Origin of the sequence: Shewanella sp. WXL01, assembly GCF_012263345.1 — a bacterium.
Classification (GTDB): domain Bacteria; phylum Pseudomonadota; class Gammaproteobacteria; order Enterobacterales; family Shewanellaceae; genus Shewanella; species Shewanella maritima.
In genome coordinates, this window is the sequence record NZ_JAAIKQ010000003.1 from 522,488 (window position 1) to 547,771 (window position 25,284).

General features: G+C 47.0%; 13 protein-coding genes. 5 read left to right on the forward strand and 8 right to left on the reverse strand.

Annotation, left to right across the window (positions count from 1 at the left end; translation table 11 throughout):
• Positions 1 to 173: 173 nt before the first annotated feature.
• From pfaD to G3R49_RS11055, 5 genes are read right to left on the reverse strand one after another with little or no spacing between them, the layout of a single operon-like run.
• Positions 174 to 1,808: an eicosapentaenoate synthase subunit PfaD gene (pfaD, locus tag G3R49_RS11035; RefSeq protein ID WP_167869671.1), complete on the reverse strand. Its 1,635-nt coding sequence runs from the start codon at positions 1,806 to 1,808 to the stop codon at positions 174 to 176.
• An 8-nt stretch (positions 1,809 to 1,816) separates the two neighbouring features.
• Positions 1,817 to 7,882 (reverse strand): beta-ketoacyl synthase N-terminal-like domain-containing protein, encoded by a 6,066-nt coding sequence (locus G3R49_RS11040; protein WP_167869672.1) that lies wholly within the window; start codon positions 7,880 to 7,882, stop codon positions 1,817 to 1,819.
• A complete protein-coding gene (locus tag G3R49_RS11045) occupies positions 7,879 to 10,311 on the reverse strand; it encodes a PfaB family protein (protein WP_167869673.1) in 2,433 nt (810 codons plus the stop codon). The genes G3R49_RS11040 and G3R49_RS11045 overlap by 4 nt, the downstream gene beginning before the upstream one ends.
• Positions 10,308 to 18,434, reverse strand: coding sequence for a type I polyketide synthase (locus G3R49_RS11050; RefSeq protein ID WP_167869674.1), 8,127 nt, complete (start codon positions 18,432 to 18,434; stop codon positions 10,308 to 10,310). Before G3R49_RS11050 ends, G3R49_RS11045 begins: the two co-directional genes overlap by 4 nt.
• The gene (locus tag G3R49_RS11055) at positions 18,431 to 19,231 is read right to left on the reverse strand and encodes a helix-turn-helix domain-containing protein (protein WP_167869675.1); all 801 of its coding nucleotides are present in this window, start codon (positions 19,229 to 19,231) and stop codon (positions 18,431 to 18,433) included. Before G3R49_RS11055 ends, G3R49_RS11050 begins: the two co-directional genes overlap by 4 nt.
• A 502-nt stretch (positions 19,232 to 19,733) precedes the next feature.
• Here G3R49_RS11055 and G3R49_RS11060 point away from each other — a divergent pair.
• Positions 19,734 to 20,693, forward strand: a complete 960-nt coding sequence (locus G3R49_RS11060; protein WP_167869676.1) for a 4'-phosphopantetheinyl transferase superfamily protein — start codon at positions 19,734 to 19,736, stop codon at positions 20,691 to 20,693.
• 119 nt (positions 20,694 to 20,812) lie between these two features.
• Here the strand turns inward: G3R49_RS11060 and queF are convergent, their stop codons facing one another.
• Positions 20,813 to 21,667, reverse strand: a complete 855-nt coding sequence (gene queF / locus G3R49_RS11065) for an NADPH-dependent 7-cyano-7-deazaguanine reductase QueF (protein WP_167869677.1) — start codon at positions 21,665 to 21,667, stop codon at positions 20,813 to 20,815.
• A 54-nt stretch (positions 21,668 to 21,721) separates the two neighbouring features.
• Between queF and syd the strand changes: the two genes are divergently transcribed.
• The gene (gene syd, locus G3R49_RS11070; protein WP_167869678.1) at positions 21,722 to 22,372 is read left to right on the forward strand and encodes a SecY-interacting protein; all 651 of its coding nucleotides are present in this window, start codon (positions 21,722 to 21,724) and stop codon (positions 22,370 to 22,372) included.
• A gap of 76 nt (positions 22,373 to 22,448) precedes the next feature.
• Here the strand turns inward: syd and G3R49_RS11075 are convergent, their stop codons facing one another.
• Entirely contained in the window at positions 22,449 to 23,222 is a 774-nt protein-coding gene (locus tag G3R49_RS11075) for a Zn-ribbon-containing protein (RefSeq protein ID WP_130601771.1), read from the reverse strand.
• Positions 23,223 to 23,229: 7 nt separating this feature from the next.
• Positions 23,230 to 23,553, reverse strand: a complete 324-nt coding sequence (locus G3R49_RS11080) for a hypothetical protein (RefSeq protein ID WP_167869679.1) — start codon at positions 23,551 to 23,553, stop codon at positions 23,230 to 23,232.
• A gap of 162 nt (positions 23,554 to 23,715) precedes the next feature.
• Between G3R49_RS11080 and G3R49_RS11085 the strand changes: the two genes are divergently transcribed.
• The 3 genes from G3R49_RS11085 to G3R49_RS11095 all read left to right on the forward strand — a co-directional run bounded on the left by G3R49_RS11085 (position 23,716) and on the right by G3R49_RS11095 (position 25,215).
• Complete coding sequence (locus G3R49_RS11085) at positions 23,716 to 24,096, forward strand: DUF3192 domain-containing protein (protein WP_130601775.1); 381 nt, start codon at positions 23,716 to 23,718, stop codon at positions 24,094 to 24,096.
• A gap of 169 nt (positions 24,097 to 24,265) precedes the next feature.
• Complete coding sequence (locus G3R49_RS11090; RefSeq protein ID WP_130601777.1) at positions 24,266 to 24,895, forward strand: GNAT family N-acetyltransferase; 630 nt, start codon at positions 24,266 to 24,268, stop codon at positions 24,893 to 24,895.
• Positions 24,896 to 24,903: 8 nt separating this feature from the next.
• Positions 24,904 to 25,215 (forward strand): DUF962 domain-containing protein, encoded by a 312-nt coding sequence (locus G3R49_RS11095; RefSeq protein ID WP_167869680.1) that lies wholly within the window; start codon positions 24,904 to 24,906, stop codon positions 25,213 to 25,215.
• Positions 25,216 to 25,284 lie beyond the last annotated feature (69 nt).

The following is a 25,284-nucleotide window of genomic DNA, read 5'->3' on the forward strand; positions in this document are numbered from 1 at the left end:
AAGTTAAATAAACATTCTTCGCTAGACAACTCTAGAGAGCTATTGTTTGCGAGTCTTTATGACATGGATGTCATAGTGAAGCCATCAGGGATGATTTTACGGCGTCTCGCAACAGTAGCACCTAGGGTTGATGACTAACCTCAATTCGAAGTTAGTCTGTCAGTCTACACTGTTTAACTCACTTGATCTTGTGGCTGCCAGCGTTGCAATGCTACGGGTAGTTTAGCACCTTGGGCAGTAAGCAGGTTGACTCGCGCTTGATAGGCTGCGCCATGCATTAAATGTTTAGCTAAATCTACGGCATTACGGTTTTGGTAATCGTCTAAATAACTACCTTTTGCCCACTCGTTAAATGCGCCAAGTGCTGGGCCAGCCCAGATTTGGTAATCCATTTCACGGCCAGCTTCACCTGAGTTAGACCAGCGGCTTGAAAGCCCTAGGTACCAACGGAAGATTAATGCCATTTTACGCTTAGGGTTATCTTTGGCGCGCTCAATTTGCTTAGGGTCACGCTCGTTAAAGTGTGCCACTGTGCCAGCCCAGATATCATCTAAGCTTGAGCGGAATACTTGCTTCTCAAGCTTTTCACGCTCCTCTAAAGGAATTGCTTCAATTGACTCATAGCGAGTGTAAATATCGTATAGTTTGTTAGCGCGCATTGGGAATAAGGTGCCGCGCTTAACCACCTGCAGCTTAACGCCCATTTCGAACATGTCTGCAGCTGGTGCCATGGTCACATCTGCCATCTCAGTGGTGGCAAGTAACTTGCGGGTATGCTCACTGGCACCGGCTTCAACACACGCCTGATTGATTGAGCCTGTAACTATGTAAGCGGCTCCCATGTTAAATGCCGCTAGCGCCGCATCTGGCGTGCCGATACCGCCGCCACTGCCCACGCGAATTGGAGTTTTGTATTGGTACTTGGCCTGAATTTTATCTTTCAGCGCTAAAATCGTCGGTAGCAGCGTGACTAGCGGGCGATTGTCAGTATGACCGCCTGAGTCAGCCTCTGCGGTGACATCATCTGCCATTGGCACAAGTTGCGCTAGCTCCATTTGCTCAGCGGTGATTAGCTTTTCATCGACTAGCTTTTGCAGCATTTTCACTGGCGCGGGTTGCATAAATTTACTGGCAACCTCTGTGCGGCTAACTTTAGCGATAACCTTGTTGCCAATCACAACTTCACCGCTGGCATCGCGGCTTAAACCTGCTGCGCGGTAGTAAACGATTTGCTCGGTTAAACCTAAAAACGCTGATGCTTCAACCGTTTTAACGCCATGCTTTAAGAACAACTCAACGCTGCCGCGCTCGAGTGCTGGCTCGCTTGGGCTGTGAATGAGGTTGAACATGTAAGGGCCATTTGGCAGTTCAGCTTGAATGCGGTTAATGGCTTGCTCAACGCGAGATGGAATTAACCCAGCAGCGCCAAATGAGCATAGAATACCTGCCTTACCTAGGGCGATGACCAGCTCTTCAGACGAGATACCGTTTGCCATCGCACCTGCATAATAGGCGTATTTAACTCCGTGAACGCGGCGGAAATTACTGTCGCCTAGGCTTTGTGTGCCAAGGGCTGGTGCAAATGCGCTCACTGGCTGGGCGCTTGCTTCACTTAGCTCGGTTGCATCATTAATGACTTGCGCTTGCTGGCTCACGCCAAGACCTAGCTCGGCGTGGTTAATCACATAGCATGGCTTAGTTAAGTCTTTAAGCTGCTTAGCAATATCGTTTAGGGCAAATGCGCTGTCAGCTGTGGCAACTTGCCAAGGCCATGGAGAAAGCTGCTCGTTATGTGTTGTGGTTGTCATAATCTTCCTTATGCCTCCTCAATGCAGATGGCAATATCTTTTACTTGGTAAATGCGCAGGCCGTCTTTGCTAAGGTTGGCATCGCCTGTAATGATGCGTTTACCCTGTTTATCTTCAATGCTACTGATATGCACATCGAGGGACATTTGTTTGTTCAGTGGGTTAATCTGGCCGCGGTACTTCCATTTTATCTCTGACAGAATTTGGCCAAATTTCGGGTTAGTGAACCCTTTACCTAGGTCTTTGCTAATGGCGTAAGTTTGCATTAACTCGATAATTGCTTCAACGCCTAGTGAACCAGGCATAACCGGATCTTGGTGGAAGTGGAATTGGAAGAACCAGTCACTTGGGTCGATTGTGCGACTTGCCGACAGATAACCTTTGCCGTAATCGCCGCCGGTTTCAACAATTTCAGCGTGGTCGATAAAGTTAAGCTGACCGCCCGCTAAGCGGTAATGCGGCTGATTGGCTGGTGCATTAAATACCCGTGAGCTTTTATCTAATAGGTCAACTTTAATGTCAGCAGCAATGCCGTTGGCTAAATGCCAAGGCTGCGTGATTTTACCGTTATCAATACCTAATTGATTTTTCAGGGCGTCGGCTTTGAAGTAACCAAATACCGCGCTACCTGTGTAAAACGGTTCGCCATCAACACTTAAATCAAAGGTGAAGTTTTGAATAATATTGCTGCCGGCAATTACGGTTGATAACAGCTTAGAGTCGTTGACTATGGTTTTACCGCGTAAATCCACTTCGCGCAGCAGCTTACCGCTGCCATCAAGGTTACGGAAGAATAACTCTTCACCAGGGAAGCCTAGCGTTGTGCCCATGTAGCCTGAGATAAAGCCATTTGGCTGCAAGGATATTTCCATTAATACCGAGTAAGGCATTAATGCTTGATGACTGTTTTTGGCAAAGTACCAAGCGTTTTGCGGCACTTCATATTCAGCGATACATGACGATGGTTTTTTAAGCTCGCCACGCTTGCCTTGAATATCAATCACTCGAGTAGTGAGCTGCAAGTCACCACATGGTGTGCGCGGTGGAATAAGCCCTTGATAGATGCCAAAGTCTGGGCCAAAGCAATTTTCAATATTACCCGTGGCGAACTCAAACAAGTGATACGGCGTAAATGGCAGCGTATCAGGTGTGCGGTTTGGATAATCTGGTGTTATCGGCGCTTCAACGTGTTTAAGGGGAATAACGCCCTTATTGGTTGGCGCGCTTAAGTCTGGTTCAACCGCCATTAAAGGTGCATTGATTGAAGCTGCTTCAAACTGAGTTTGTTTTGAGCTTGTATTACTTTCACTGGTTTCTAGGACTGGAGTTGTGTCTGGCAGATAGCGAGTACATTCAGACTCTTCTTTGATCATTACCCCAAGATTTTGGAAGTCGACCACCACTTTGCCATTAAGCAAGATATCAATATTGGCTTTCGCATACGGGCGCGGGCTAACACCAATTTCAGTGACTTCCATGCGGTAGGTAAGTTCGCCATGTTGCGGTAGTACTTGACCACGGCAGCGCACTTTTTGCGAAGCGTTTTCTAGTGGCTGGAAGCGGGCATTTTGCACTAGGGTATGCATACCAATATGCAGCATAAAGAACTGCAACAACTGACCACAGCCTTCTGCCATTAGCGAGCCTGCCATTACCTGATCATCTTTAAAATGACACGGGAAGTACCAGTGATTTGGTGCTAACTGCTTATGGCCTTCAATTAACCCTAAGCCCCAGGCGCCGCCATGAACATCAACTTTGCTGACTTGCTCAATCATCAAGAACTTCTCTGATGCGAAACACAGCGAAGGTTGCATTTGGCTAGCTTGCTGGTGGGTAAGATGCGCGCCGCCAAAACAGCCACCAATATCAGCACTTAACAAGCGATGAATTTGACCATAATCAAACTGGCTTTGTGGGCAATGCAGCAGTGGTTCAAACTTAGGTTTATTTGGATTATTTAACGCAGCCTGACGTTTAGCGATTTCATCGTCGGTGCGAATAACGCCTTTGCCATCTTCAAGCTCTTTGTCGGTAAAGAAGCCGGCGCAGCCGCCATCCATTTTCAGGATCATCTTGTCGCCAACAAAGCACTCATACGAGAAGAAGAACAATAAGGTATCGCCGTTTTTAGCAAAGTTATTGATCTTAATGTCATAACGCAGGGTGTCGCCGCCGCGTGGTAAATCATCCAAGAAGGTGAGGGTGCAATCCAGCAAACGGTAAACGCGCTCACCTTTGTTCTCAAAGTCGATGCCAAGGTAGCTGATCAGCATTAAATCGCATTGACCTGACTCAACTGCAACCGCCCAAGGGATCTGCCCGTCAACCAAATAAGGCGCATCAACAGGGATGTCATACTCAGTGGTCATTGAGCTTGGACGATATAGATTGGTTTGTGCATCAAGCTTAGTGACACGCGACACTAACAAATAGTCTGTGGTTGGCAGGCGTACGCGGCGTGAGTAGTTGTCGATAACCGCGTAGTCATCACCAAATACCTTGGCAATATCGCCCTCAGCGTATTCAACTAAGTCGGCGTAATTCCAAATACAAGGCTTATCGGCGGGAATAGGCGCGGTATATGGCGGCACGTTAGCATGATCTGGACGCAAAGGTGCAGTCGATACAGTTTGTTGCGCAGCCGCTAGTACGTTTACTGGGGCGGTACTTGTTTCAGCTGCATGAGTTTGTGGATCATAGCTAACTGGCGCTAGGCCATTAGCCAGCGCAACTTGCTGCTTTAACATAGCATCAGCCAGCTTCAAGCCTTGTTCACGCGACTCTAGAAAGGCTTTTTGCGCTTGGTGGGCGAGCCATTGGTTTTGCTCAAATGCCGACAAATGTGCTGGCGGCAGGGTATTGATTTGCGCTGTGGTGATATTCGTTTGAGCTAGCGGACGAGATTTTTGGGTGTTTGAGGTCATGCTTAGATCAATTTGGTTAGTTATATTTGAATGCTCTGAGTTTGCAACCCGGTACGCTGACACTGGGCTAGTTACGGTAAAGTTCACCTGGCTAGCTGGTTTAGCGTTATTAGCTACATCAATTGCCGATGAACTTAGCCCATCGGCAACTTTGGCTTGAATACTAGCAAGCTGATTTAGCGGCGCATCGACAATGTGCTGATAGATATCGCGACCACCAAGGGTGACAGTTTTTACCAGACTCAGCTTTTGCTTAGGTTCATTTTCATATTCGCTTACACCGTGATTTAAACGCTGAGCTAACGCAGATTGCTGTTCTGGTGTTTGACTCATGGCTAACAACGAGCATTGGTCTTCGCTAATGCTGCTACTAATGCTGGCAACGATAGTTTGATTATTGTTAGTTTGATTACTGTTAGCGTTAGTGTCGGCTGAGGTTAGCAGCTGGTGCTGCAAGCTCGCCATACCTGATGCGGCAAAGGTGTGACCAATACAGTCACTAGCGTGCTGCAGCGTCGCTTGGCTAAATAGGTTCGATAACTGCTGCGCCGCTGCAAATTGGCTTTCAGGTGCTTGGTTAAGCTCTATAGTACTCACTTGCTGAGCCAGTAAATCAGCCTGACTTAGCAGCGCATCACTAACCTGGCTAAAGTTGGCAAGCTTGCCAAAGCATAGCGCCTCAATGGTGCCATAGCTTGTCGCGTTTGAAGCCGCGTTAGACTCTGGTGCAACAGGAGCTTGTGGGTCAGAGTCAAGCGAAACGGCGCCTAATGCTTGCTGCATTAAGTCAAGCTCTGAGTTTGCGCTTGAATCGCTATTATGAGCTTGTTTATGACTCACACCGGCTTGCAGCACAATCGCACCAGCACCTTCGCCAAAGCGAGTGGTATTAGTTGCTGATTGATCAAGCGTTGCGCTGCACTTATTCATGGTCGCGCTGCGAAGGCAAATATTTTCAACGCTGCCAGCTAAATCAACGGCGGCAATAATCACAGCCTCTAGCGGCTCATCTGATTCGGTCGCCAGTAGGTTCTGCGCCACATCAATACAACGGTTTACCGATTGCTCAGCAGCCGAAATGGTGAAGGCTGGTCCATTGAAATCCCAAAGTGATGAGATCCGTGACGCCATAATGTTGCCAATAAAGCTGGTGTACTGATTGAGCTTGGCAGCATCGAGTACACTGTCCATGGCGATGGCTTCAAGGGCTTGATATTCGTCTGCTGTTAACTCAACACCTTGGGCTTTTAGGCTATTGGCTAATTGGGTGTGCAGGTTAACTCGGCCGCGGAACTGGTGCAGCTCTAGCTCAGTTTCCATCGCCACCAGTACCGCAACTTTACCGCCTGGCGTTAATTGCGCATCGCGGATCGCCTCATCAGCGACTTTCATTAACAACAGTTGTTGTGAGATCAATCTGTCATCTTCATTTGGCGGCACTTTAAAGCGTAGGAAGTCAAACTCGAAGCTTTCAATAAATGCGCCGCTTAGCTCGCTTGGGACATTATATTGACCGAGCAATTCATGGTGGTGTTGCAGGCCTTTCCAGCGGTTTTGTGGCAGTTTAATAAATGCGTTTTGCTTATTTTTCGCAGCCGTGGCGAACTCACTGATATTGGAAAACTTGCCAAAGTGACTGGCGATGCCGGTAACAGCTAGCGTGCTAGGCTTGGCTGGTTTTTCAGTGCACGCCAGATGTTGGCCTTTGCCTTGATAAGACTGTAACAATAGGTGCGCATTACAGCCGCCAAAACCAAATACAGAAACGCCTGCATGGCGATGAGTATTGCTCGTTTTTACAGGCCAAGGCTGCACTTGTTGTGGCAGGGTATGGTTGGCAAACATGCCATCAGGCGAGCTAATCGGCGCACTGATATTAATACTTGGTGGTAACATGCCGTGCTGCATGGCAAAGATCATCTTCATGATCCCCGGCATACCTGCCGCGGTAAGTAAGTGCCCTAGGTTCGATTTGGCTGAGCCAATTAGTGGAGGATTGCTGCCGTTAAGCTTATCGGTAAAAAAGCGCTCCATTGAGGTCAGCTCAACTTTATCGCCAAGCGGCGTGCCCGTGGCGTGACACTCAATGACTTCAATTTGCTCTGGGTTGAGCTGCTCGCCGTTCATTTGGGTATCGGCGTAGGCGCGCTCAAAGGCTTTTACTTGACCGTCACTATTTGGGCTGAGTACAAACTGGCCTTTACCATCATTTGACAGGCCAATGCCGCTGACTAGGGCATAGATTTTATCGCCATCGCGCTCAGCATCTTCAAGACGTTTTAGTACCAGTACGCCAGCACCTTCACCTGCAAACAAGCCTTTTGAGTTTTGGTCAAATGGCGCAGAAATACCGTGCTCAGGGTAGGCGTGGAAGATAGAAAAACCCATGTTGATGAAAAATGGGTCTGCGCCAGACACAGCGCCCGCTAGCATGACATCGGCTTTACCTGTTTGCAGATAATCACAGGCTAATTTCAATGAGTACACAGAGCTTGCACAGGCTGCATCAAGGCTAAGTTGCGCAGCGCCTAAACCAAGGGCATCAGCAACTAGCTTTGAGGCGTTATGAGCAATAGCACCGTTTGCAAGTGGCACAGCTGTTTCATCGCCTTTGCCTGAGTCTGCTGAGCTGGGGCTAAAGTGCTGTAACTTGAGGTTTGGCTGCTTAAGCTTATGTTGCAAACCTTTTTCAACCGCGCCGTGATACAAGGGCACAAACAGCTCATTTGATTTGGCTGTTGGGAATGACAAGGTGCCCATTACAATACCGGTGCGCGATAGCTTAGGGTTAGTTAGCTCAATGTTGGCATCTTTAAGCGCTTTGTGCGCGGTATCAATGGCCCATAAAAAGCTATCGTCCAAGCCTGCAAGTTGTTCAGGCGCTAACTGATAGCCATTGGGATTGAAGGTAAAGTTTTGAATATAGCCGCCTTGATCGCAATAAAAGCGATCAGACTGACCTTGCTCGCCACTGTAGTCATGTGGCTCAGCATTGAGTTTTTGCGCAGTGATAGTGCTGCGAGAGTCTTTTTTGTCTAGCAGATTTTGCCAGAACGAGTCTGGGGTATCGGCATCTGGATACTGGTTAGCTAAACCAACAATGGCTATTTTGTGTTTGCTGGTTGTGGCAAGTTTAGTTGAACTCAAACTTGTGCTCCTTTTAAGGTAACCGCAGTCGGCTCCGTGACGGCGGTTGAAGAATTTGTATGTGGTTCTAAACGCTCAGCGTTACAAGTAAGCTGCTGTAGCTGTGATTCAAGCCCGACTATTAAATAGTCCAAAGACATAGGCACTTGATGACAAAACAGCTGAGCTAAACACTTAAGTAAACTCGTAATATCGTCGCCCGCCTTGGTATTAGTCGCGATGGCTAAGCCCTTCGCGCGGGCTTGCCCGGATAGAGTAGAAAGTCCTTTAGCTCGAGCTTGCTCGGGTAGAGTAGAAAGTCCCTTAGCGCGAGCTCGCTCGGATTGAGTTGCTGGCTGTGAACTCGCGGTTAGGATTTTGTCGACTAGGGTGCTGGTTTGCCTATCGGCGCCCACTTCCACAAATAAACGAGCACCTAATCGGTGAGCTTTGTTGACTAATTTAGTGAAATCCAAAGGCTGACACATGGTATCGGCTACCGACTCTGCAATGGCGTTTTCATTGAGTGCAACAAACTGCTCACTAGCGGCGCTAATAAACTGGGTTTGTTGGCATTGTTGAGTTTCATTAGCCCTTTTATTGATAGGTAGCTGATAAAAATCTTTAAGCTGATCGCGAATAAGCATGGCGGGTGCAGTGTGCATTGCGGTAACGCGATTAGCGGCAATGCCACGCTTACCTAGCTGTTTTAACACTTGTTTGCAGCTGTGCTCACAGCCAGCAATCACGCAGGTGTCGCCTTGAACGATGGCGATATAAACTCGGCTTTGCTCAAGCTGCTGGGTCTGGGCCTGGGCTTGCGCATGAGCATGAGCATCTATTGCGCCTTGAATTTCTTGCTCAGTTGCACGTACCACAAAGCTATTCCAGTTTATGGTGTCATGAGCACCAAGTTGCCAGGTTTGGCGCACACAGTTGAGCTCGCCTGAAATATCGTGATTGAAAATTGATGAGTTATCGGTCGCTGCAACTAAGCTATGGGGCTTGTGCCAGACCCCAAGACTCGCCCACATTGCCGCTTCACCCATGGAGTAGCCCATGGCGTAGTTTGGGGTGATGTTAAATACCCGCTGCAGCAATCGTGTCAGCATAAAGCTTGCGCCGCCGCCAGCAATGGCCAGTTCTTTAAGCGCCATCTGACTAACGTCGATGGCTTTGTCTTTACTACTGCCTTTAGTGCAAGAATCCAGCAAATCAGCTTGCAACATTTGGCCTAAATCGCCTTCAGCTTCAAGCTCGCTGTAAAGCGCTGGGAAGTAACGGCCAAACTCGCTAAACATATTCGGATAAACTGTACCGACACCCGGATAGACAAAACATAAATCGTTTTGCTGCATTGAGGTTGCAGAAGTTTGCAAACAACTGCCCGCAGGAGTTTTATAGTCAGAAGCTTGTTTGTCAGAAAAGGAAGCATCAATCGCCGCGAGCATAGCATCGATTTCACTGATGGCTTGTTCAACACCGCTAGCCATTATCACAGCACTCGCTATAGATTCGTGTTGCAGGTTTGATTCTATGCTTTGTTCTGCGCTGTGTATGGCGCGGCTTATAAGTCTAAGCAAACCGGACTGGTCATCAGCATGATTGATGCTGGTGAGTTCATTGGCAAAAGACACCAGTTGCTGGCGCATCTCAGCTGTATCTTGCGCGCGAACAGGCAGCCAAATTCTTTGATTTGATAACAAAGGCTCAGGTTTAGCAAGCTGTGAGCCTTGCACCATCACAAGGGTTAAGTTTTGCTTACCGCACAGGGTTAATGTTGCCACACGTTGTTGATGTAGAGGTGTATACCAGTAACTAAGCTGCTTAGGTTGAGTTGAATCTTGCTGGGCAAGCTCGATTGCCGTTTTTGCATTAGCTGGTTTGGCACTAGCTATTTTTGCATTCGCTTTTGGTAACGCGCGTTTAGTGAAAAGCTCACTTACTTGTGCGATGCCAGTAATATGATTACTCAAGTGCTCTTGCTCAGCTGAGCTAGATGGTACGGCCTCCATTAAAAAACTCACTGGCGAAATGTGCTCGCGCTTAGCGTGTTTAAGCGCGGCTTGGACTGAGCTAGCGTCTTCATTGTCAGAACTAATGCCAGTACTAATACCAGTAATAAGCGCATGGGCATGACAACGTAGCTTTGCCGCCATCAATGCCGGGGCGATCAACAGCTGTTGCTCACTATCGCTTGCAGCAGGATTCGTTAGCGTGATGAGTTGAGGCTTACTCTTCGCTGCGAGCAATATGCTGGCAAGGTGTTGAGTTTGCCCGGCTGTTGACTTAGCTAGATCTAATCGCTCAGCTTGAGCGAGCAGCCCGGCTAACGGTTGATTAGCTAAAAACTGCTTGTGCTCATTAAGCACAAACACGGCTAAGCGCAAAGCGCTTGCCGTGAGTTGCTCTATGGTATCAGGCTCAGAAGTTAACGAGTGATTGCTCAACTTGACTCCTTGAGCTCAGCAAGTGGTGTAGCAGGTGCTAAAAACGCATCATTAAGGGTTTTACTAATGGTGGTTTTGGCATTGAGCATCGCGCAGCTTAAACGGCCATCATCATGGTACAAGTAGACGTTGGCAGTGAGTGAACGCTTACTGCTTTTTACAACCTCAAGCTTGATATAGCCGCTGTTGCCATCTGTATCACCATCAGCTAAGCCGAATGGCGAGCCATAGATCATTTCACCAATACTGGCAGGTAAACTCGCTGCACCATGTTGCTCCCTTGCCCATACCAACATAGCTTGCAGTAACCAATCTTCGGCTAGTGGCTGACTTGCGCCAAAGTGCTGCGCGCCTTTGCCATTTGCTGAGTGAGTATCGGTATTAGCTGCCGCCGCTGGCATTGCTACACGGCAAATCAGTTGTTGCTCGTCAAGCTGCAGTACCTGCTCAATGCCTTGCAAACTTGGGCCATGGAACAAGGTGCCATCGCTGTATAACTCAACCTTGTTCGCAAGCGCTTTACTTGAAAGTTCAACACCATCATTTGCTAACTTGGCTTGCAGCTCCTGCAATGACATAGCCGCTTGCGGCGCAGAGTGAGTGTTTACTGACTCTGCCTGAACTAATGTTGCTTGATACTGGGGCCTATAAGCCTGTTCAGAGCCAGCTAGGCGACTGCTAATAAGCGCGTTAAGGCCTGTAGCGGTTTGCGTCAGTGTTAGCTGTAGTTCATGGGCGGCTTTTGTCTCAAACACTATGCCTTTCAGTAGCTTGTAGTCTTTAATCATCACAGGTTTGCCTGTGATGTTTTCGGCAACTTGCTTCATCCATTCAATCGCGCACACTGTCGGCAACACAGGGTTACCGGCAATGCAGTGATCGGCGAGCAATGGCAGGGCTAGCGGGTCAAGCGTACGCTCAACAATCACTTTACCCTGAGCTGTGGTGTTTGAAAGTGCAGCTTGCAGCGTTAGCGAACCCTCGGCGTCGATATTTAAATCGATATCGACATTATTCCCAGAGTTCGCATTAAGCTTTTTTGCAGAGTCTTCCGTTTCACTATTAGTAGAAGAGCCCTGCATGCTCGAGCCAATCAACAATTGAGTGCCACCAGTCGATAACAATTTGTGCGCGAATAAATCTGCACCTTTATCGAGTGGAATTACGTAGACGCCGCGCTCAACAAACATTTTCTTTAATGCTGAGCTGACCATACCGCCGTCCCAAGGACCCCAGTTAAAGCTCATCACTTTGGCTTGCGGCAATTGCTTGGCAAACTTGAGTGCGGTTTTATTAAGGATCTCATTCGACATGGCGTAGTCACTTTGACCTGTATTGCCATAAAAACCTGCCGCCGATGAGAACATTGCCAGCAGCTTAAGCTGAGTAGGCTCAATCACTTTTAGTAGGTTTGCAAGACCGGTAACTTTAGTGCCGTATACGCGCCCAAGCTCGGCTAGGGTTTTATCTTGAATGTGTTTATCTGCCAGCACTCCTGCGCCGTGAATAATGCCGCTGATGGCTTTGATATTTTGCAGCGCAGCTTCAATCGCTTGTGGCTCACTGACATCCATGCTGATGTACTGAGCGCTTGCGCCAACTTGAGCAAACGCCGCAAGAGCTGCATCAATTTCAAGGCTGCTAGCCACTGGCCAAACTAAGGCATCAATTTGCTTCGGCGTTGGTTTTTCGCCTTGGGCTTGAATGTGCTTAATTGCAGCTGCTTTAAGCTCATTGGCATTTTTACCTTGCGCCCACTGTGGTAGGTCTGCCCCTAAGTGTTGGCTGCGACCTGCTAGCACAAAGTGTGACTGAGTTTGCTTGGCAAGGGTTAGCGCACATTCAAAGGTCACACCTTTGGCGCCGCCAGTTACTAGGATGCAGTCATCCTGATTAAGCTCGGCTTTGGTTAGCTGGGCATCCGCTTGGGTGCTGGCAACCAACTTGTAACGGCCATTGGCGTTAATCGCGACTTCAGCAGTTTGCGTGTCAGTATCAAATAGCTCGCTGATAATTGCGTGGCTTAAATCAACAGCTTCCATATCTGGCGCAATATCTAACGCGCGGCAAAGCACCTGTGGCCATTCGTGGCTCAGGGTTTTACTCAGTCCTGAAAGTGCAGCCTGGTTAAGCTCTGCGCCTGTTAAATCGTTTGAGTTTGCATAACCAAAGCCGCCGTCAATACGGCTTACTGTGATAAAGCTGCAACGCTCATCGCGTGCCTTTTCAGTCAGCTTAGCTTGCAGGTGCTTAGCGCTTAAGAATGCTTGCTCAACTGAGTGGAAAGCGGCGTCGTTTAAGCCAATAGCATCATCGGCTGAGTGCTGCGGTTGTAGATGCACAAGGCCGGCAATTTGATACTGCTGGCTAATTTGCGCAAGTACTGCGGCAATCGCATCATCGCCGATTTGCTCAAGGTTAAAGGTTGCTATGTCACTGCTGATAGGAGCATGTGCACTCACAATTGATTGTGGTGCACGCACTACTGCGACAGATAAACCGGCTGCATTCAATTTTTCTGCTAACACGCCGCCATTGTGACCATCATCATTGATCACTATGCAAGCTTCTTTAGCAAATGCATCAACTAGTTTATCCGCCGCTGGCAACTTTTTTAGGCTAACTTCCTGATGTGGTGGAAGCTCGGTGGTATCGATTGCTGCAGGCGCTGCATCTTGGATTTGTTGTGAGCTTTCGCTGCTATCCAGCTTAGATTCCATATAGCTGACAATCTCACCTAGGGTGCGACACTCTGCTAAATCTTCAGGATTTAAGTCAGGAAGTGTCGGTAACTCGTCTTGCACTGTACCGAGAATTTCCACGCGCTTGATTGAATCGATACCAAGGTCGGCTTCCATGTCCATGCCAAGTTCTAGCATTTCAACTGGGTAGCCGGTTTTGTCGGCAACCACTGCCATCATGGTGTTGTGCACTTGCTCAGCGCTTAAACCAGTTGCTGTAAATTGAGTTGGTGCCTCAACAGGTGCAGAGGTCGTCGTAGTATCAACCGTATCAGTAGCTAGCTGGCTTTCCATATAGCTAACAATCTCACCTAGGGTGCGACATTCTGCTAGATCTTCTGGGCTTAGCTCTGGCAGTGTTGGTAGCTCATCTTGCACTGTACCTAAAATCTCAACACGCTTGATTGAGTCGATACCTAAATCAGCTTCCATATCCATGCCAAGCTCAAGCATTTCAACTGGATAGCCAGTCTTATCGGCAACCACTGCCATCATGGTGTTGTGCACTTGCTCTGCGCTTAAACCAGTCGTAGCAACTTGAGCCGCTGACTGTGAAGTTTCTGCAGCTGCTGGAGCCGTATCAGTAGCTAGCTGGCTTTCCATATAGCTAACAATCTCACCTAGGGTGCGACATTCTGCTAGATCTTCTGGGCTTAGCTCTGGAAGTGTCGGCAATTCATCTTGCACGGTACCTAAAATCTCAACACGCTTGATTGAGTCGATACCCAAATCGGCTTCCATATCCATGCCAAGTTCTAGCATTTCAACTGGGTAGCCGGTTTTATCGGCAACGACTGCCATCATGGTGTTGTGAACTTGCTCTGCGCTTAAACCAGTTGAAGTAGAAGGAGCAGGTGTAGCTGGCACTGTTGCCACAGAATGAGCTGAATCAGTTGCAGAAGCTGCAAGCTGACTTTCCATATAGCTAACAATCTCGCCTAGGGTGCGACATTCTGCTAAATCTTCTGGGCTTAGCTCAGGCAACTCTGGCAATTCATCTTGCACTGTACCCAAAATTTCTACGCGCTTGATTGAGTCGATACCTAAATCGGCTTCCATATCCATGCCAAGTTCTAGCATTTCAACTGGGTAGCCAGTCTTATCGGCAACGACTGCCATCATGGTGTTGTGCACTTGCTCAGCAGTTAAGCCTGTTGCGGTAGATTGAGTTGCTGCTGGCACTGATGCAACAGAAGCTGCAGAACCAGTCGATGATGCAGCTAACTGACTTTCCATGTAGCTAACAATCTCGCCTAGGGTGCGACATTCTGCTAAATCTTCTGGGCTTAGCTCAGGAAGTGTCGGCAATTCATCTTGCACTGTACCCAAAATTTCTACGCGCTTAATTGAGTCGATACCTAAATCGGCTTCCATGTCCATTTCAAGTTCAAGCATTTCAGTTGGATAACCAGTTTTATCGGCTACCACCGCCATCATGGTGTCGTGTACTTGTTTGGCACTTAGACCGCTAGTGTCCAGCTCGGCGCTTTGTTGATTGTTTAGAACAGTGCTTTGCACAGTACTATGCTTGGCCGACTGCTGGGCAGAAACTGGCGAAGTTGCAGGCTCACTTATTGGCGCTGACACTGGCACAGGTACAACCGGCGTTGCTGTGGCTGCAAGTGACTGAGCAGGTTGTGTAATAGCTGCGGGCGCTGATTGCACAGCTTGTTTCTTTGATTGTTCAGCAGGCTGAGGTGCAACTTGGTGCACGGGCGCGCTGACTTGTGCACTTACCTGAGCTTGAGCAGGTGTTTGTGTCTCAGTTGGTAACTGGCTTGCAGTATGAGCTTGAGTTTGTACTTGCGTGCCAGCCAGTGCTGCTAGGGTGCTTTGGCTAATTTGCGCTTGTTGTTGCAAGAACTGAGTATGGCTTTGCAGCGTTTGCGCTTGATGCTGGTGGAACATTTCCATCGAGCGTTGCAGGCTTTCTGGAATAGCTAGACCTGCAGCAACCAATTTGCTGTGCTCAGCCATAAGCTGACTGAAGGTTTCGCCATATTGTTGCGGAATAGCCAGGAACTGTTGGTGCAGCTCGGCAGCTTGTTGCTGAGCGTTGAAAAACGCCGAGAGGTTAGTGTCACTGCTTGGCAGTGCTTGATTGATATTTGGTTTTTTCACGATAGTCTCGTTCATATTTGCAACGCTCGCTGCATTGACACTTGCATTATTGGCAACTGAAGCCGCTGGTTTTTCAACGACCTTGATAACTTCTTTCTCTACTTCGACTTCAACAATCTTTTCGACGACGGTTTCAACAACTTTCTCAACGATTTGACTGCTGATCTCACCTGTCTCCAGTGACTTTTGCATCTTGGCTCTGGTCGCCGGGCTGATGTAGTTAACACCGCTTAGCTTGACGTTCATGCCTTTGACTTCAGCTTCAGCGGCAATCTCCGCTTGGTAAGGGTCGATGTTGGCTATGGTTTGTCCAAGTACGCTTAATTGCATAGCGGCTATGCGTAGCTGCGTGTCGCTATCTGCTTTTGGTTTTGGATTTAAGCTAATCACAGCTACATCGCTATGCTTGCCCAAGGTCGCTTCAACCAGTTTTTGCAGAATGTTTTTAGGACCAAATTCTACAAACACGCGTGCACCTGCGTCATACATAGCAATTAGCTGCTCAGTAAAACGTACCGACTGCAACATGTGCTGCTTGAAAGCTGACTTAATTGACTTGCCGTTGCTTGGGTAAACTTGTGCTGTCGCGTTTGAATAGAGTTCAAGCTTGCAGGCGCTAAATTTCACCTTGTCGATGGCATCAGCAAATGGCTTTTGCGCATGACCGACAAGTGGCGTGTGAAACGCACCTGATACAGGTAGGTTAATAGCCTTAAAACCAAGCTCAGTAATCGCCTTAGCAGCATCGGCGCAAGTGTCGGTTGGACCTGCAATCACTAGCTGAGTGGCGCTGTTGTAGTTAGCAACTTTTACGCCGTCAAATTTAGCAATACATTGTTCAAGCTTACTGATGTTGCTGGCATTGGCTTCATCTTGCTCGTCGCCTGTTAAGATAATGGCGTACATGGCGCCTTTGTCTTTCGCTTTGCCGTCAGCATCTAGCGCATCGCTTGCCATGGCAGCGCCGCGAGCAAATGCTAGCTGGTAGTAATCATCTGTTGAGATAACCTTGGCGGCGCACAATGCTGAAAGCTCACCAAAGCTATGGCCCGCTACCATATCGGCGCTAAAACCTGCCTGAGTGAATAGCTCATATTGACCCATACTCATCGCGCCAATCGCGCTTTGGGCATTATTGGTTTGAGTAAGCAGCGCTGCTTGTGCGTCTTTGTCGGCTTTTTCGAATGCCGGAATAGGGTAAAGCACCCGCGACAATAATGTTTTGCCATTAGCGTTAAACACGCTATCGGCTTTTATCACTTGCGCACGCATCTCTGGGTACAAGCAGCTTAGCTCGATGCCCATATTGACGTATTGTGAGCCTTGACCTGCAAATAAGGCCGCCACTTTATTCGGTGCTTTATTGGCGCTGCTTGAATCGATTAATGCTGCTGCGCGGTAACTGCTGCCTGATGGCAACTGCCATGCTGCTTCATCTGAAGCGAGCTTTTTAATCGCTTGTTCAAGCTGAGTTTTTAGCTCAAAAAGACTGCTTGCTACCAAGCCTAAACGCGGCGCATTCGCATCCAATACTCGCACAGGATTTGCGTTGGCGATTTGGCAAAGGGCTAAATAATTGCTGTTGCTACCGCGGCTTTCAGTTTGTTTGCTGAGCGCTGCATTGGCGTCGATAGCAGCATTAACTTGATTGATAACATCGTTAGCTAATGAGCTTAACTCGGCCTTACTGTTTGCACTAAACAGTAGGCTTTGCGGGACCTGACGCTGACGGTATTTGTCACCACGTCGATGCTCACTATTATATTCTTCAAGCGCAAGGTGGAAGTTAGTGCCACCAAAACCAAACGAGCTAATACCTGCTCGGCGCGGCGTGTTGTTGGCATCTGGCAACCAAGGGCGCGTTTGACTGTTAATGTAAAATGGCGAGTCGGCAACATTTAGCTTCTCGCTTGGTTTGTCGACATTAATGGTTGGCGGCAGTACTTTATGGTGCAGGGCAAGCGCTGCTTTAATGACACCAGCTGTGCCCGCAGTCGATTTTGTATGTCCGATCTGCGATTTCACTGAGCCTAACGCAATATGTTGTTTTTGCTCATTGTTCTCACTAAATACCGAGGTTAGGCCGTTAAATTCGGCGACATCACCTGCAGCTGTGCCAGTTCCGTGCGCCTCAATTAAGCCCACGGTTTCAGGGGCAAAACCTGCATCTTCATAAGCACGTTTTAGCGCTTTGGCTTGACCTTCAGGGCGCGGTGCGTAAATAGATTTGAATTTACCGTCTGACGATGAACCCACACCTTTGATCACTGAGTAAATGCGGTCACCATCGCGCTCAGCGTCTTCAAGACGTTTTAGCGCCAACATACCAATGCCTTCACCAATCATCATACCTTTTGAATCGATATCAAATGGTTGAATGGTGTCGTTGGTGGTAAATGCTGGCGTTTTTGAAAAGCTCATGTACATTTGCGGTGAGTTGTCGGTACAAACGCCGCCAGTGATCATCATTTCACTGCGACCTTCAACTAACTCTGTTAGTGCCATACGCATTGCTGCAAGTGAGCCTGCACAAGCGGCATCAACCACGCAGTTCATGCCGCCAAAGTTAAAGCGGTTGGCAATACGGCCTGCAATGACATTGCCCAATGAGCCTGGGAATGAATTCTCTTCCCAGTGAATGTATTGGTCCTGGAATTTCTTGATCAGCATTTCGCTGTCTTGATCGCTAATGCCGCTGTTTTTAAATACCTTCTTCAGCACTGGATATTGCAAGCGCGCCGATAGCGAGTGATTGATCTTCTGACCGCCGCCCACACCTAAGGTGATACCAATTTTATTGGTGTCGTAATCATCACTTACGCCAGCGTCAGCAAGCACTTCTTTGGCAATTACGAGTGACAAAAGCTGTGAGGTGTCGGTTAACTCAAGAATGTTCGGCGGTAGGCCAAACTCCATAGGGTTGAAGTCGACTTCAGGAATAAAGCCGCCGCGTTTACAGTAGCTTTTATCTGGCGCGTTTTTGTCGGTGTCGAAGTAATCGTCGATTTGCCAGTGACTATTTGGAACGTCAGTGATCGCGTCGATTTTGTCGCAGATCAAATCCCAAAATTGATTCAGGTAGCGGGAGTTAGCAAAGATACTCGCCATGCCGACGATGGCAATAGGCGTGTCTTTTAGACGCTTATTGAGGCGTAGGCTGTTGGCCGTCTCGTTCTCTGTTGGCTCCTGCTTGGCCGCTGAGGGCTTTTTTCCCATCGCTGAGGGCTCTTTCCCTACATTTGCTTGCTTGGTTTGGCTCATTGTGAGTCTCCAGTGCTCAGCTTTTCCTTAGCTGAAAGGTATGTTTCGTCCGTTAAATCTGGGCTGTTCAATACATGGGCGCCCGGAAAACGGTTTAAAAATGTGTGGTAATTTTTGACCAGTAACTTGCGCAGATGAAATGGCCCATCTTTTAATACATTGGCCATGTATCTGCGAGTTGCTTGAGTATGCGAGTCTTGATAAATATCGAGGTAAACCCAGTCGCTCTTATAATCAACGCCCAACAAGATGGAGTAGTTCTGATCTTGCGCGATTTTTGGCGGTAAGCTAAGCGATACCACTTGCACCACATCTTCACATGAGTGTGGTAGGGCGAGGGTGTCGGCTAGGGTTTCTGGATTTAAAGTGTAGGTTTCAACGTCACTGCCTTGAACAATCGGCAGTTGATTAAAGTACTTGTCAGGTACGCCGTCTGTTTGGAAATCATCAAGTTTAGATACGCCATAACGCTTTAAACAGCGCGCCAACCCTGAGCGAGATACATTTGGATTAATGTATTCCTGGGTGACTTTTAACAGTCTGTCGAGCGGCATTTTGAGTTGATGACGCAAACCGACAACCACGTATTCTTCCATTGGTGACAGCGTGGTATTGAGGTGATGCGGCGTATTTGGTGCATCACTTACCGAGCTACGCTTGCGCCATTTGCGCACGGTTGCTTCTGAAATATTTAAGATTTTTGCCAGCTGGCTGACACTGAAATCCGACGTTTGAATAAACTGGCGCATTTCAGGGGTGGTGGTGGCATTGCGATGGCGAGTGGCTTTTTGCGTCATTAACTAACACGCTCCGCGCCAAAGCTTGCAGTGCTTATCGTTTTACTGCTTGTACACTGCATATTTGGCTGTTTTATCGCAGCGCATTGAGTGCGGCTGATTAGTCTTATTGGATTATTGTTCATCAACGCAAGTTGTCCGTAAATGCTAGCCGCGCTTTGAAAGTGACGGTTTAAATTAGTAACGCAGATTACAGTAGGTTTCAGGTCGATACAATCACCTGGGACTTAAAAGTTAACCAGGCTAGGGTTAACATTAACAAGATCTAAGTTTCATTTGCATAAAAGTTATACGTAAGCGAATGAATTAAATGATTTTGTGGTGATTACTGCTGAGTTTAAGCATAATGCGTTATCGTTTAGCTATAAGTGGCTCGACCAGTTTTTGAGCTGGATTAGCGTTACTTGTGCCGTATAAACACCCGAGACTAGCCCTATAAGATACTGTCTTATCAGTTATCGATAATTTATTAGTTAGGATGCCAATCAATGGCGGTAAAACAATGAGCTACTACGTCTACTTTGTTAATTTATCTTCTAAGGCGCACATAAATAAAGTGCCTGAATACTCAAGCGCGAAACCCGCTGACAATCTTCCAATGCCTGAACCGCTGACTCAGCAGCTGCTTAGGTTATTAAGCGATGATGAGCGGGCAAAGGTAGAGCGTATTCGCAGCCCAGAGCGCCGTGAAAAATCACTTTGGGTTAGGGCGATGGTGCGGATTTTGCTGTCGCGTCACAGTGACATCACGCCGCAGCAGTGGCGCTTTGAGTATGGCGAACACGGCAAACCTAGACTTTCAGATGAGCAATTTAAACATAGTGGCATTAGTTTTAACTTAAGCCACAGTGGCGACTGGCTAATGCTCACTATTGCATGTATGAATAACCTAAATCAGTTAGCGAGCCATGATGATAGTCAGCCCATTATGCTTGGCGCAGATATAGAGCGCCTGCGCAGTCGCACCGATATTCACGCAATATTAAATAACTACTTTAGTGAGTTAGAAATCACCCAGTTGCAACAGCTGCCAGAGAGTGAGCAAAGGCAGCGATTTTTTGACTTATGGGCGTTGAAAGAGTCGTTTATTAAGGCGGAAGGCTCTGGGTTGGCATTATCGCTAAAATCATTTGCTTTTGATTTTCGTCATGTTGCTGCAAGTAAAGCCGGATTACAAACGTTAGACATTACTGCAAACGAGAGCACAGCAAACGAGAATACAGCAAACGAGAGTGAGTCAATTCATTACCTGCCTACGCTTGATGGCATTGGACTAGAGTTTGATGACGCTAAACTTGGTGATATCAAAAAGACAAATCTTGCTAAGCAAAAATGGCAGGTTCAGTTTGGTTATTTAAATCAAGAATATCGCTTTGCAATTACATCTAATATAGCTGGCAAAACCAACTGGCAGTTTTCTCTAGTGGATAAAGTGCAGTTAGCGCAAATGCTAGGTCGCTAATTCTGCGAGAGCGCCTGTAGCTTTTTATATTGATTAATTTGTTGCATAGACAAAAAAAAGCCATATCAATTGAGATGGCTTCATGTTTATAGCGACTTCTAATTGCTAGTGAACAGCAATTACTGTCTTGCTAAACGTAGGCTTTCTGGCGGCTGCTCAAAATCAGAGCGGAATGGATTAATGTCTAATCCGCCGCGACGGGTATAGCGAGCATAAACCGTTAACTTACTGCATTGGCAGTAGCGCTTTAAGTCGGTAAAGATACGCTCGACGCATTGCTCATGAAACTCGTTATGCTGGCGGAATGAAATCAAATAGCGCAGCAGCTTTTCACGATCAATCTTTGGCCCTTGATAGCGGATCATCACGCTGCCCCAATCTGGCTGTGAAGTGATCAAGCAGTTTGACTTCAACAGGTTTGAAGTTAGGGTTTCTGCAACATTTTTACTGTCAGTACTGTCTTCAAGATACTCAGGCTTGAAGTCGTAATCGTTCACTTCAATATCTAGCTCATCGATGCAAGTGCCTGGCAGCTCAACAATACGAGACTGTGGGAAGTGTTTAGGCTCAATGACTTTAACTTTTACCTCGCCTTGAGCACAATCAGCCAAATCTTTGCTGATGGTTTGCTCTAGCATTTCCACACTGTCGATACGAGTTTGGTTAAAGCTATTGAGATACAGCTTAAATGACTTAGATTCAATTAAGTTAACGCTGTTGATATCTAAATAAACATCCATGATGGCAACCATAGGCTTGCCTTTGGCATTTAGCCAAGACAGCTCATAGCCGGTCCAAATATCTGAGCCATGAAAAGGTAGCTCGCCAGTTAAATCAATGGCATCACGGTTAAGTTTACGCGGGACCCCTTGCAGCAATGAAGCGTCATACTCAGCGACATAGCCAGTTGATTTACCAAGGGTTAGCTCAGCAAGTTCTGGCGCTTCATTATAAGGATCGTGATTTTGTGTCATCTAATCGGTTTCCATGTCAAAATATCGCTTTATTATAAACTACGAGTAGCTTAAGTGTCTTGTTCATCTGCCTTTGATAACTTTTTCAAACAGTATCTAAATGTGTATCAGTCATCATTATCTGAGTTGCCGCGTTATTACCCGCTAGGTGAAGCCTCTCCATGTGTGGCGGATGACGATGCCGATCTAGATGATGCGGTTTTTTGGCAGCCACATAAGCGCCAAACTCCAGCTGATTTTGATAATGTCGCTAAGGCGCTTGAGCTTGAATTGCACGTCGATATTAATGCCTTTTACGGCCGCTATTATAGCGCGCCGCTAAATTTCACCAGCCCTTGGGGCGAGGGTGAGCTACTGCAAGCCTGGAATCAGCAAGACTTTGAATATCTACAGCAGAATATGATTGGTCACTTGATGATGAAGCAAAAGCTTAAGCATCAGCCAACCTGGTTTATTGGCGTGCTGGGTGAGGGCGACCAAATGCTTACCGTTGATAATTCTGATGGTAGCGTGTGGATTGAAATTCCAGGCGATAAACCTAAGCAGCAGTTAGCCAGCTCAATCGCTGAGTTTATTGAGCAGTTGCAAGTCATCGTTAAACCGCCAGTCGCACCGATTCAGGAACAAGATGTAGTCCATGACCATCCTGGAGTATGGGCAAGAATTAAAATCATGTGGGGCAATTTAATGGGTCATCAAAAGTAAGTCGCTAGTGAGTTAAAAAAGTGGGTCAGAGTAAAGTTTACTCTGACCCACTTTTTTATCTTTACCACTTTTCGGGCTACTGATGATCCCAGGATATGTTAGATACGATGCGGCAGTTGTCGCAGCGAAAGTGAAACATGTCTAATAGCGGCTCATCTAACAGCCAATCTTTTGAGCCGCAGCGTGGGCATGGCCGTTGTTTTTCAGTAGCTAGGCTTTCGCCGCCCACTCTATATAAGTAGTAATAAGTAGGGATTTTAGTGAGGTACTCAATACGTCCACGTAAATCCCAGCCTCGGCGGAACAGATCGCTTTGATGGCTTGTAAGCTCTTCAAGTGCGGCATATTCCGCTTTGGTTGCTGCAGCCATTTGCAGTTCGTCACAGGCTTGCCACTCAGTTTGCCACTTGATCACCCGTTTATGATCGCCATTAAAAGTAGCCGGAATGTGATAAAGCGGAATTGGCATTAGACTATCGCCACTTCTAAGTGGCGAGCACATATGCACATAGCTGGTGTACAGTACCTGCCAGCTTGGTACTTCGGTGGTTGAAGCTTCTGAGTTTATATCCTGACCTATGAACTTTTCACGAGGTGCAAGCAGTTTGGCATCAGTCAGCTCAGTCAATGCTCGCTTAACCCAAGGGCTATTGTGTTTTGGGTGCAGGCTGGTTTGCTCTGGCATTAGCAAACGCACTTTAAACTCGCCATCATTAAAGGCTACCGCAAATTCACGCCCGAGCACTTGACCATTGGCGCGATAAGCTTCAAGCAGATTATTGATTGCTTTTTCAGCCGCTGTGATTGTAGTGTCAGCAAAGCACTCAAATCTTAATTCATAAACAAACATAGCTGTGTTATTCGCCTTTACTTGCTTGTGTTTCAAGCTGGCTGATACGCGACTCTAATTGAGAAATGTAGTCTTGCATGGCATTAACTTGCTTGCTTAGGTCTTCGAGGCTAACGCCAGCGGATTTGTCTTTGCTTATTGCTTGTGGTTGTGAGTCTTCAATTCCACGCCACTCTTCTTCAGACATGGCATTAAACTCGCGAATACCTTGAACTATGACAGGCATTGGCACATTTGCGCCAACACGACCTTTAATGAGAGCAACATTGGGCTTTTGCCCTTTCAGTGCGATACCTTTTGCGGCAGCAAGTACGTGGTCAATTGGACGCATGGTTGGTTAAAATCCTTAAAATTTAGCTTAATGACGTTGGCAAGTTAACTAACTTAAAGTGGTGAAAGATTAATTATCTTTTAATTTCAACGCTTTAAATAATTGGCATGGATATCGCTTTATAGCGAGCATAGTTGACCATTTTAACAAAAAGGAACTGAGATGAAATCAAAACTATTAGCTTCAATTATTATTGCGACCACTACCTTAGGTTTATCAGGCTGTGTATTGAATGTCGGCGATCATAAGTCAGCTAAAAACCATGATTATTGGGAAGTACAACAAGAAAAAAATCGCGCTAATTTGACTAAGCTTTCGATGGGAATGACCAAAGAGCAAGTGCTTGTAATTATGGGGACGGCTGATTTCACCGAAGCCTATCTAAGCAATGACGGAGACGCGAAACAAGAAGTACAAGTTTATTTTTATCGTACACAGTGGACTAAAGGCGACGGTAAGACCACTAAGGATGAATGTACTCCGGTCGTGCTGCGCGATAACGCGCTCGTTGGCTGGGGCGACAGTGCTTATAAGCAAATATAAGTAAGCAAAAGCTTAAATTAGTAAGGCAAGGCCTCGTCATTGACGAGGCCTTTTACATTGTAAAAAAGTAATTGTTTAAAAAATGTTAAATTGCTAGATTGGATTAATTGAGGGAATTTTAAGCTGTAATTCAAATACTAACTTACTTATAAATGTAAGGTGAGCGCATATGTCAGCATTTACATTAGAACAGCTGCGAGCAGTGTATTTAACCGCTGAAGATTTGCGGATTGCTGCGTCTATTATCTACAACGCTTATCATGATGATCCTTTCTTTAATGATGTCCTCGGCCAAGGCGACTTGTCTACCTATGAGCAGAAACTAAGGGCGGCGATTCGTGAGGAATTAAATGAGTTATGGCAACAAGACCAACCTTTAATAGGCTTGTTTGATGGTGAGCGTTTACTTGGGGTGGCTTGTGTGATTACCCAGCAAGTGCCACTAGGTGAAACTCGTTACTGGCATTGGCGCTTGAAGATGGTGTTAGGTACTGGCTGGAAGTCGACCCAAAGCATGATCAATAAAGAGGCGTGTATTCTCGAGCAGCTTCCGTCGGAGAAATGCGGTGTGTTGCAGTTCATTGCGTTAAGTCCTGCCGAGCAAAACAAAGGCTTAGGCAGTCGACTAATTCAAGCGGTACAGAGCTGGTGTGATGAGCAACATGAGTTAGATGGTGTGGGCGTATTTGTCAGTGATCATCGCCATAAACAAATCTTCGTTAAGCAAGAGTTCAGTGCAATTGCCGATGTCACTATAGGCAGTGTCCATGGCAGTGTACTTTTCTACAAGAAATCATAGGTCGGTTTATGTCTGATAGTCCACGTTACCAAAGTTTTGCCGAGTTTTATCCCTTTTACTTGTCTCAGCATCAAAACCCAACTTGCAGACGCTTACATTATGTCGGCTCTTTGTTGACGATAGCGGTACTTGCCTGGGTGGTAGTCACAGCAAGCTGGAGCTATGTATTTGTTTTGCCTTTTATTGGTTATGGATTTGCCTGGGTTGGACACTTTTTCTTTGAGAAGAATAAACCTGCTACCTTCGCTTATCCCTGGTATAGCTTTGTTGGTGACTGGGTAATGTTGTGGCAAATGTTAACAAATCGAATTCGAAAATAATTGAGTATGGATGATCAAACCGTTTGCTTGTGAGATATCTCTTACACGCTTGTAGGTCTTTCTATTGAC

Coding starts and splice junctions, on each gene's coding strand:
- pfaD (WP_167869671.1), bottom strand. CDS start 1,808: ATGACAACCACAACACATAACGAGCAGCTTTCTCCATGGCCTTGGCAA.
- G3R49_RS11050 (WP_167869674.1), bottom strand. CDS start 18,434: ATGAGCCAAACCAAGCAAGCAAATGTAGGGAAAGAGCCCTCAGCGATG.
- G3R49_RS11055 (WP_167869675.1), bottom strand. CDS start 19,231: ATGACGCAAAAAGCCACTCGCCATCGCAATGCCACCACCACCCCTGAA.
- G3R49_RS11060 (WP_167869676.1), top strand. CDS start 19,734: ATGAGCTACTACGTCTACTTTGTTAATTTATCTTCTAAGGCGCACATA.
- queF (WP_167869677.1), bottom strand. CDS start 21,667: ATGACACAAAATCACGATCCTTATAATGAAGCGCCAGAACTTGCTGAG.
- G3R49_RS11075 (WP_130601771.1), bottom strand. CDS start 23,222: ATGTTTGTTTATGAATTAAGATTTGAGTGCTTTGCTGACACTACAATC.
- G3R49_RS11080 (WP_167869679.1), bottom strand. CDS start 23,553: ATGCGTCCAATTGACCACGTACTTGCTGCCGCAAAAGGTATCGCACTG.
- G3R49_RS11085 (WP_130601775.1), top strand. CDS start 23,716: ATGAAATCAAAACTATTAGCTTCAATTATTATTGCGACCACTACCTTA.
- G3R49_RS11090 (WP_130601777.1), top strand. CDS start 24,266: ATGTCAGCATTTACATTAGAACAGCTGCGAGCAGTGTATTTAACCGCT.
- G3R49_RS11095 (WP_167869680.1), top strand. CDS start 24,904: ATGTCTGATAGTCCACGTTACCAAAGTTTTGCCGAGTTTTATCCCTTT.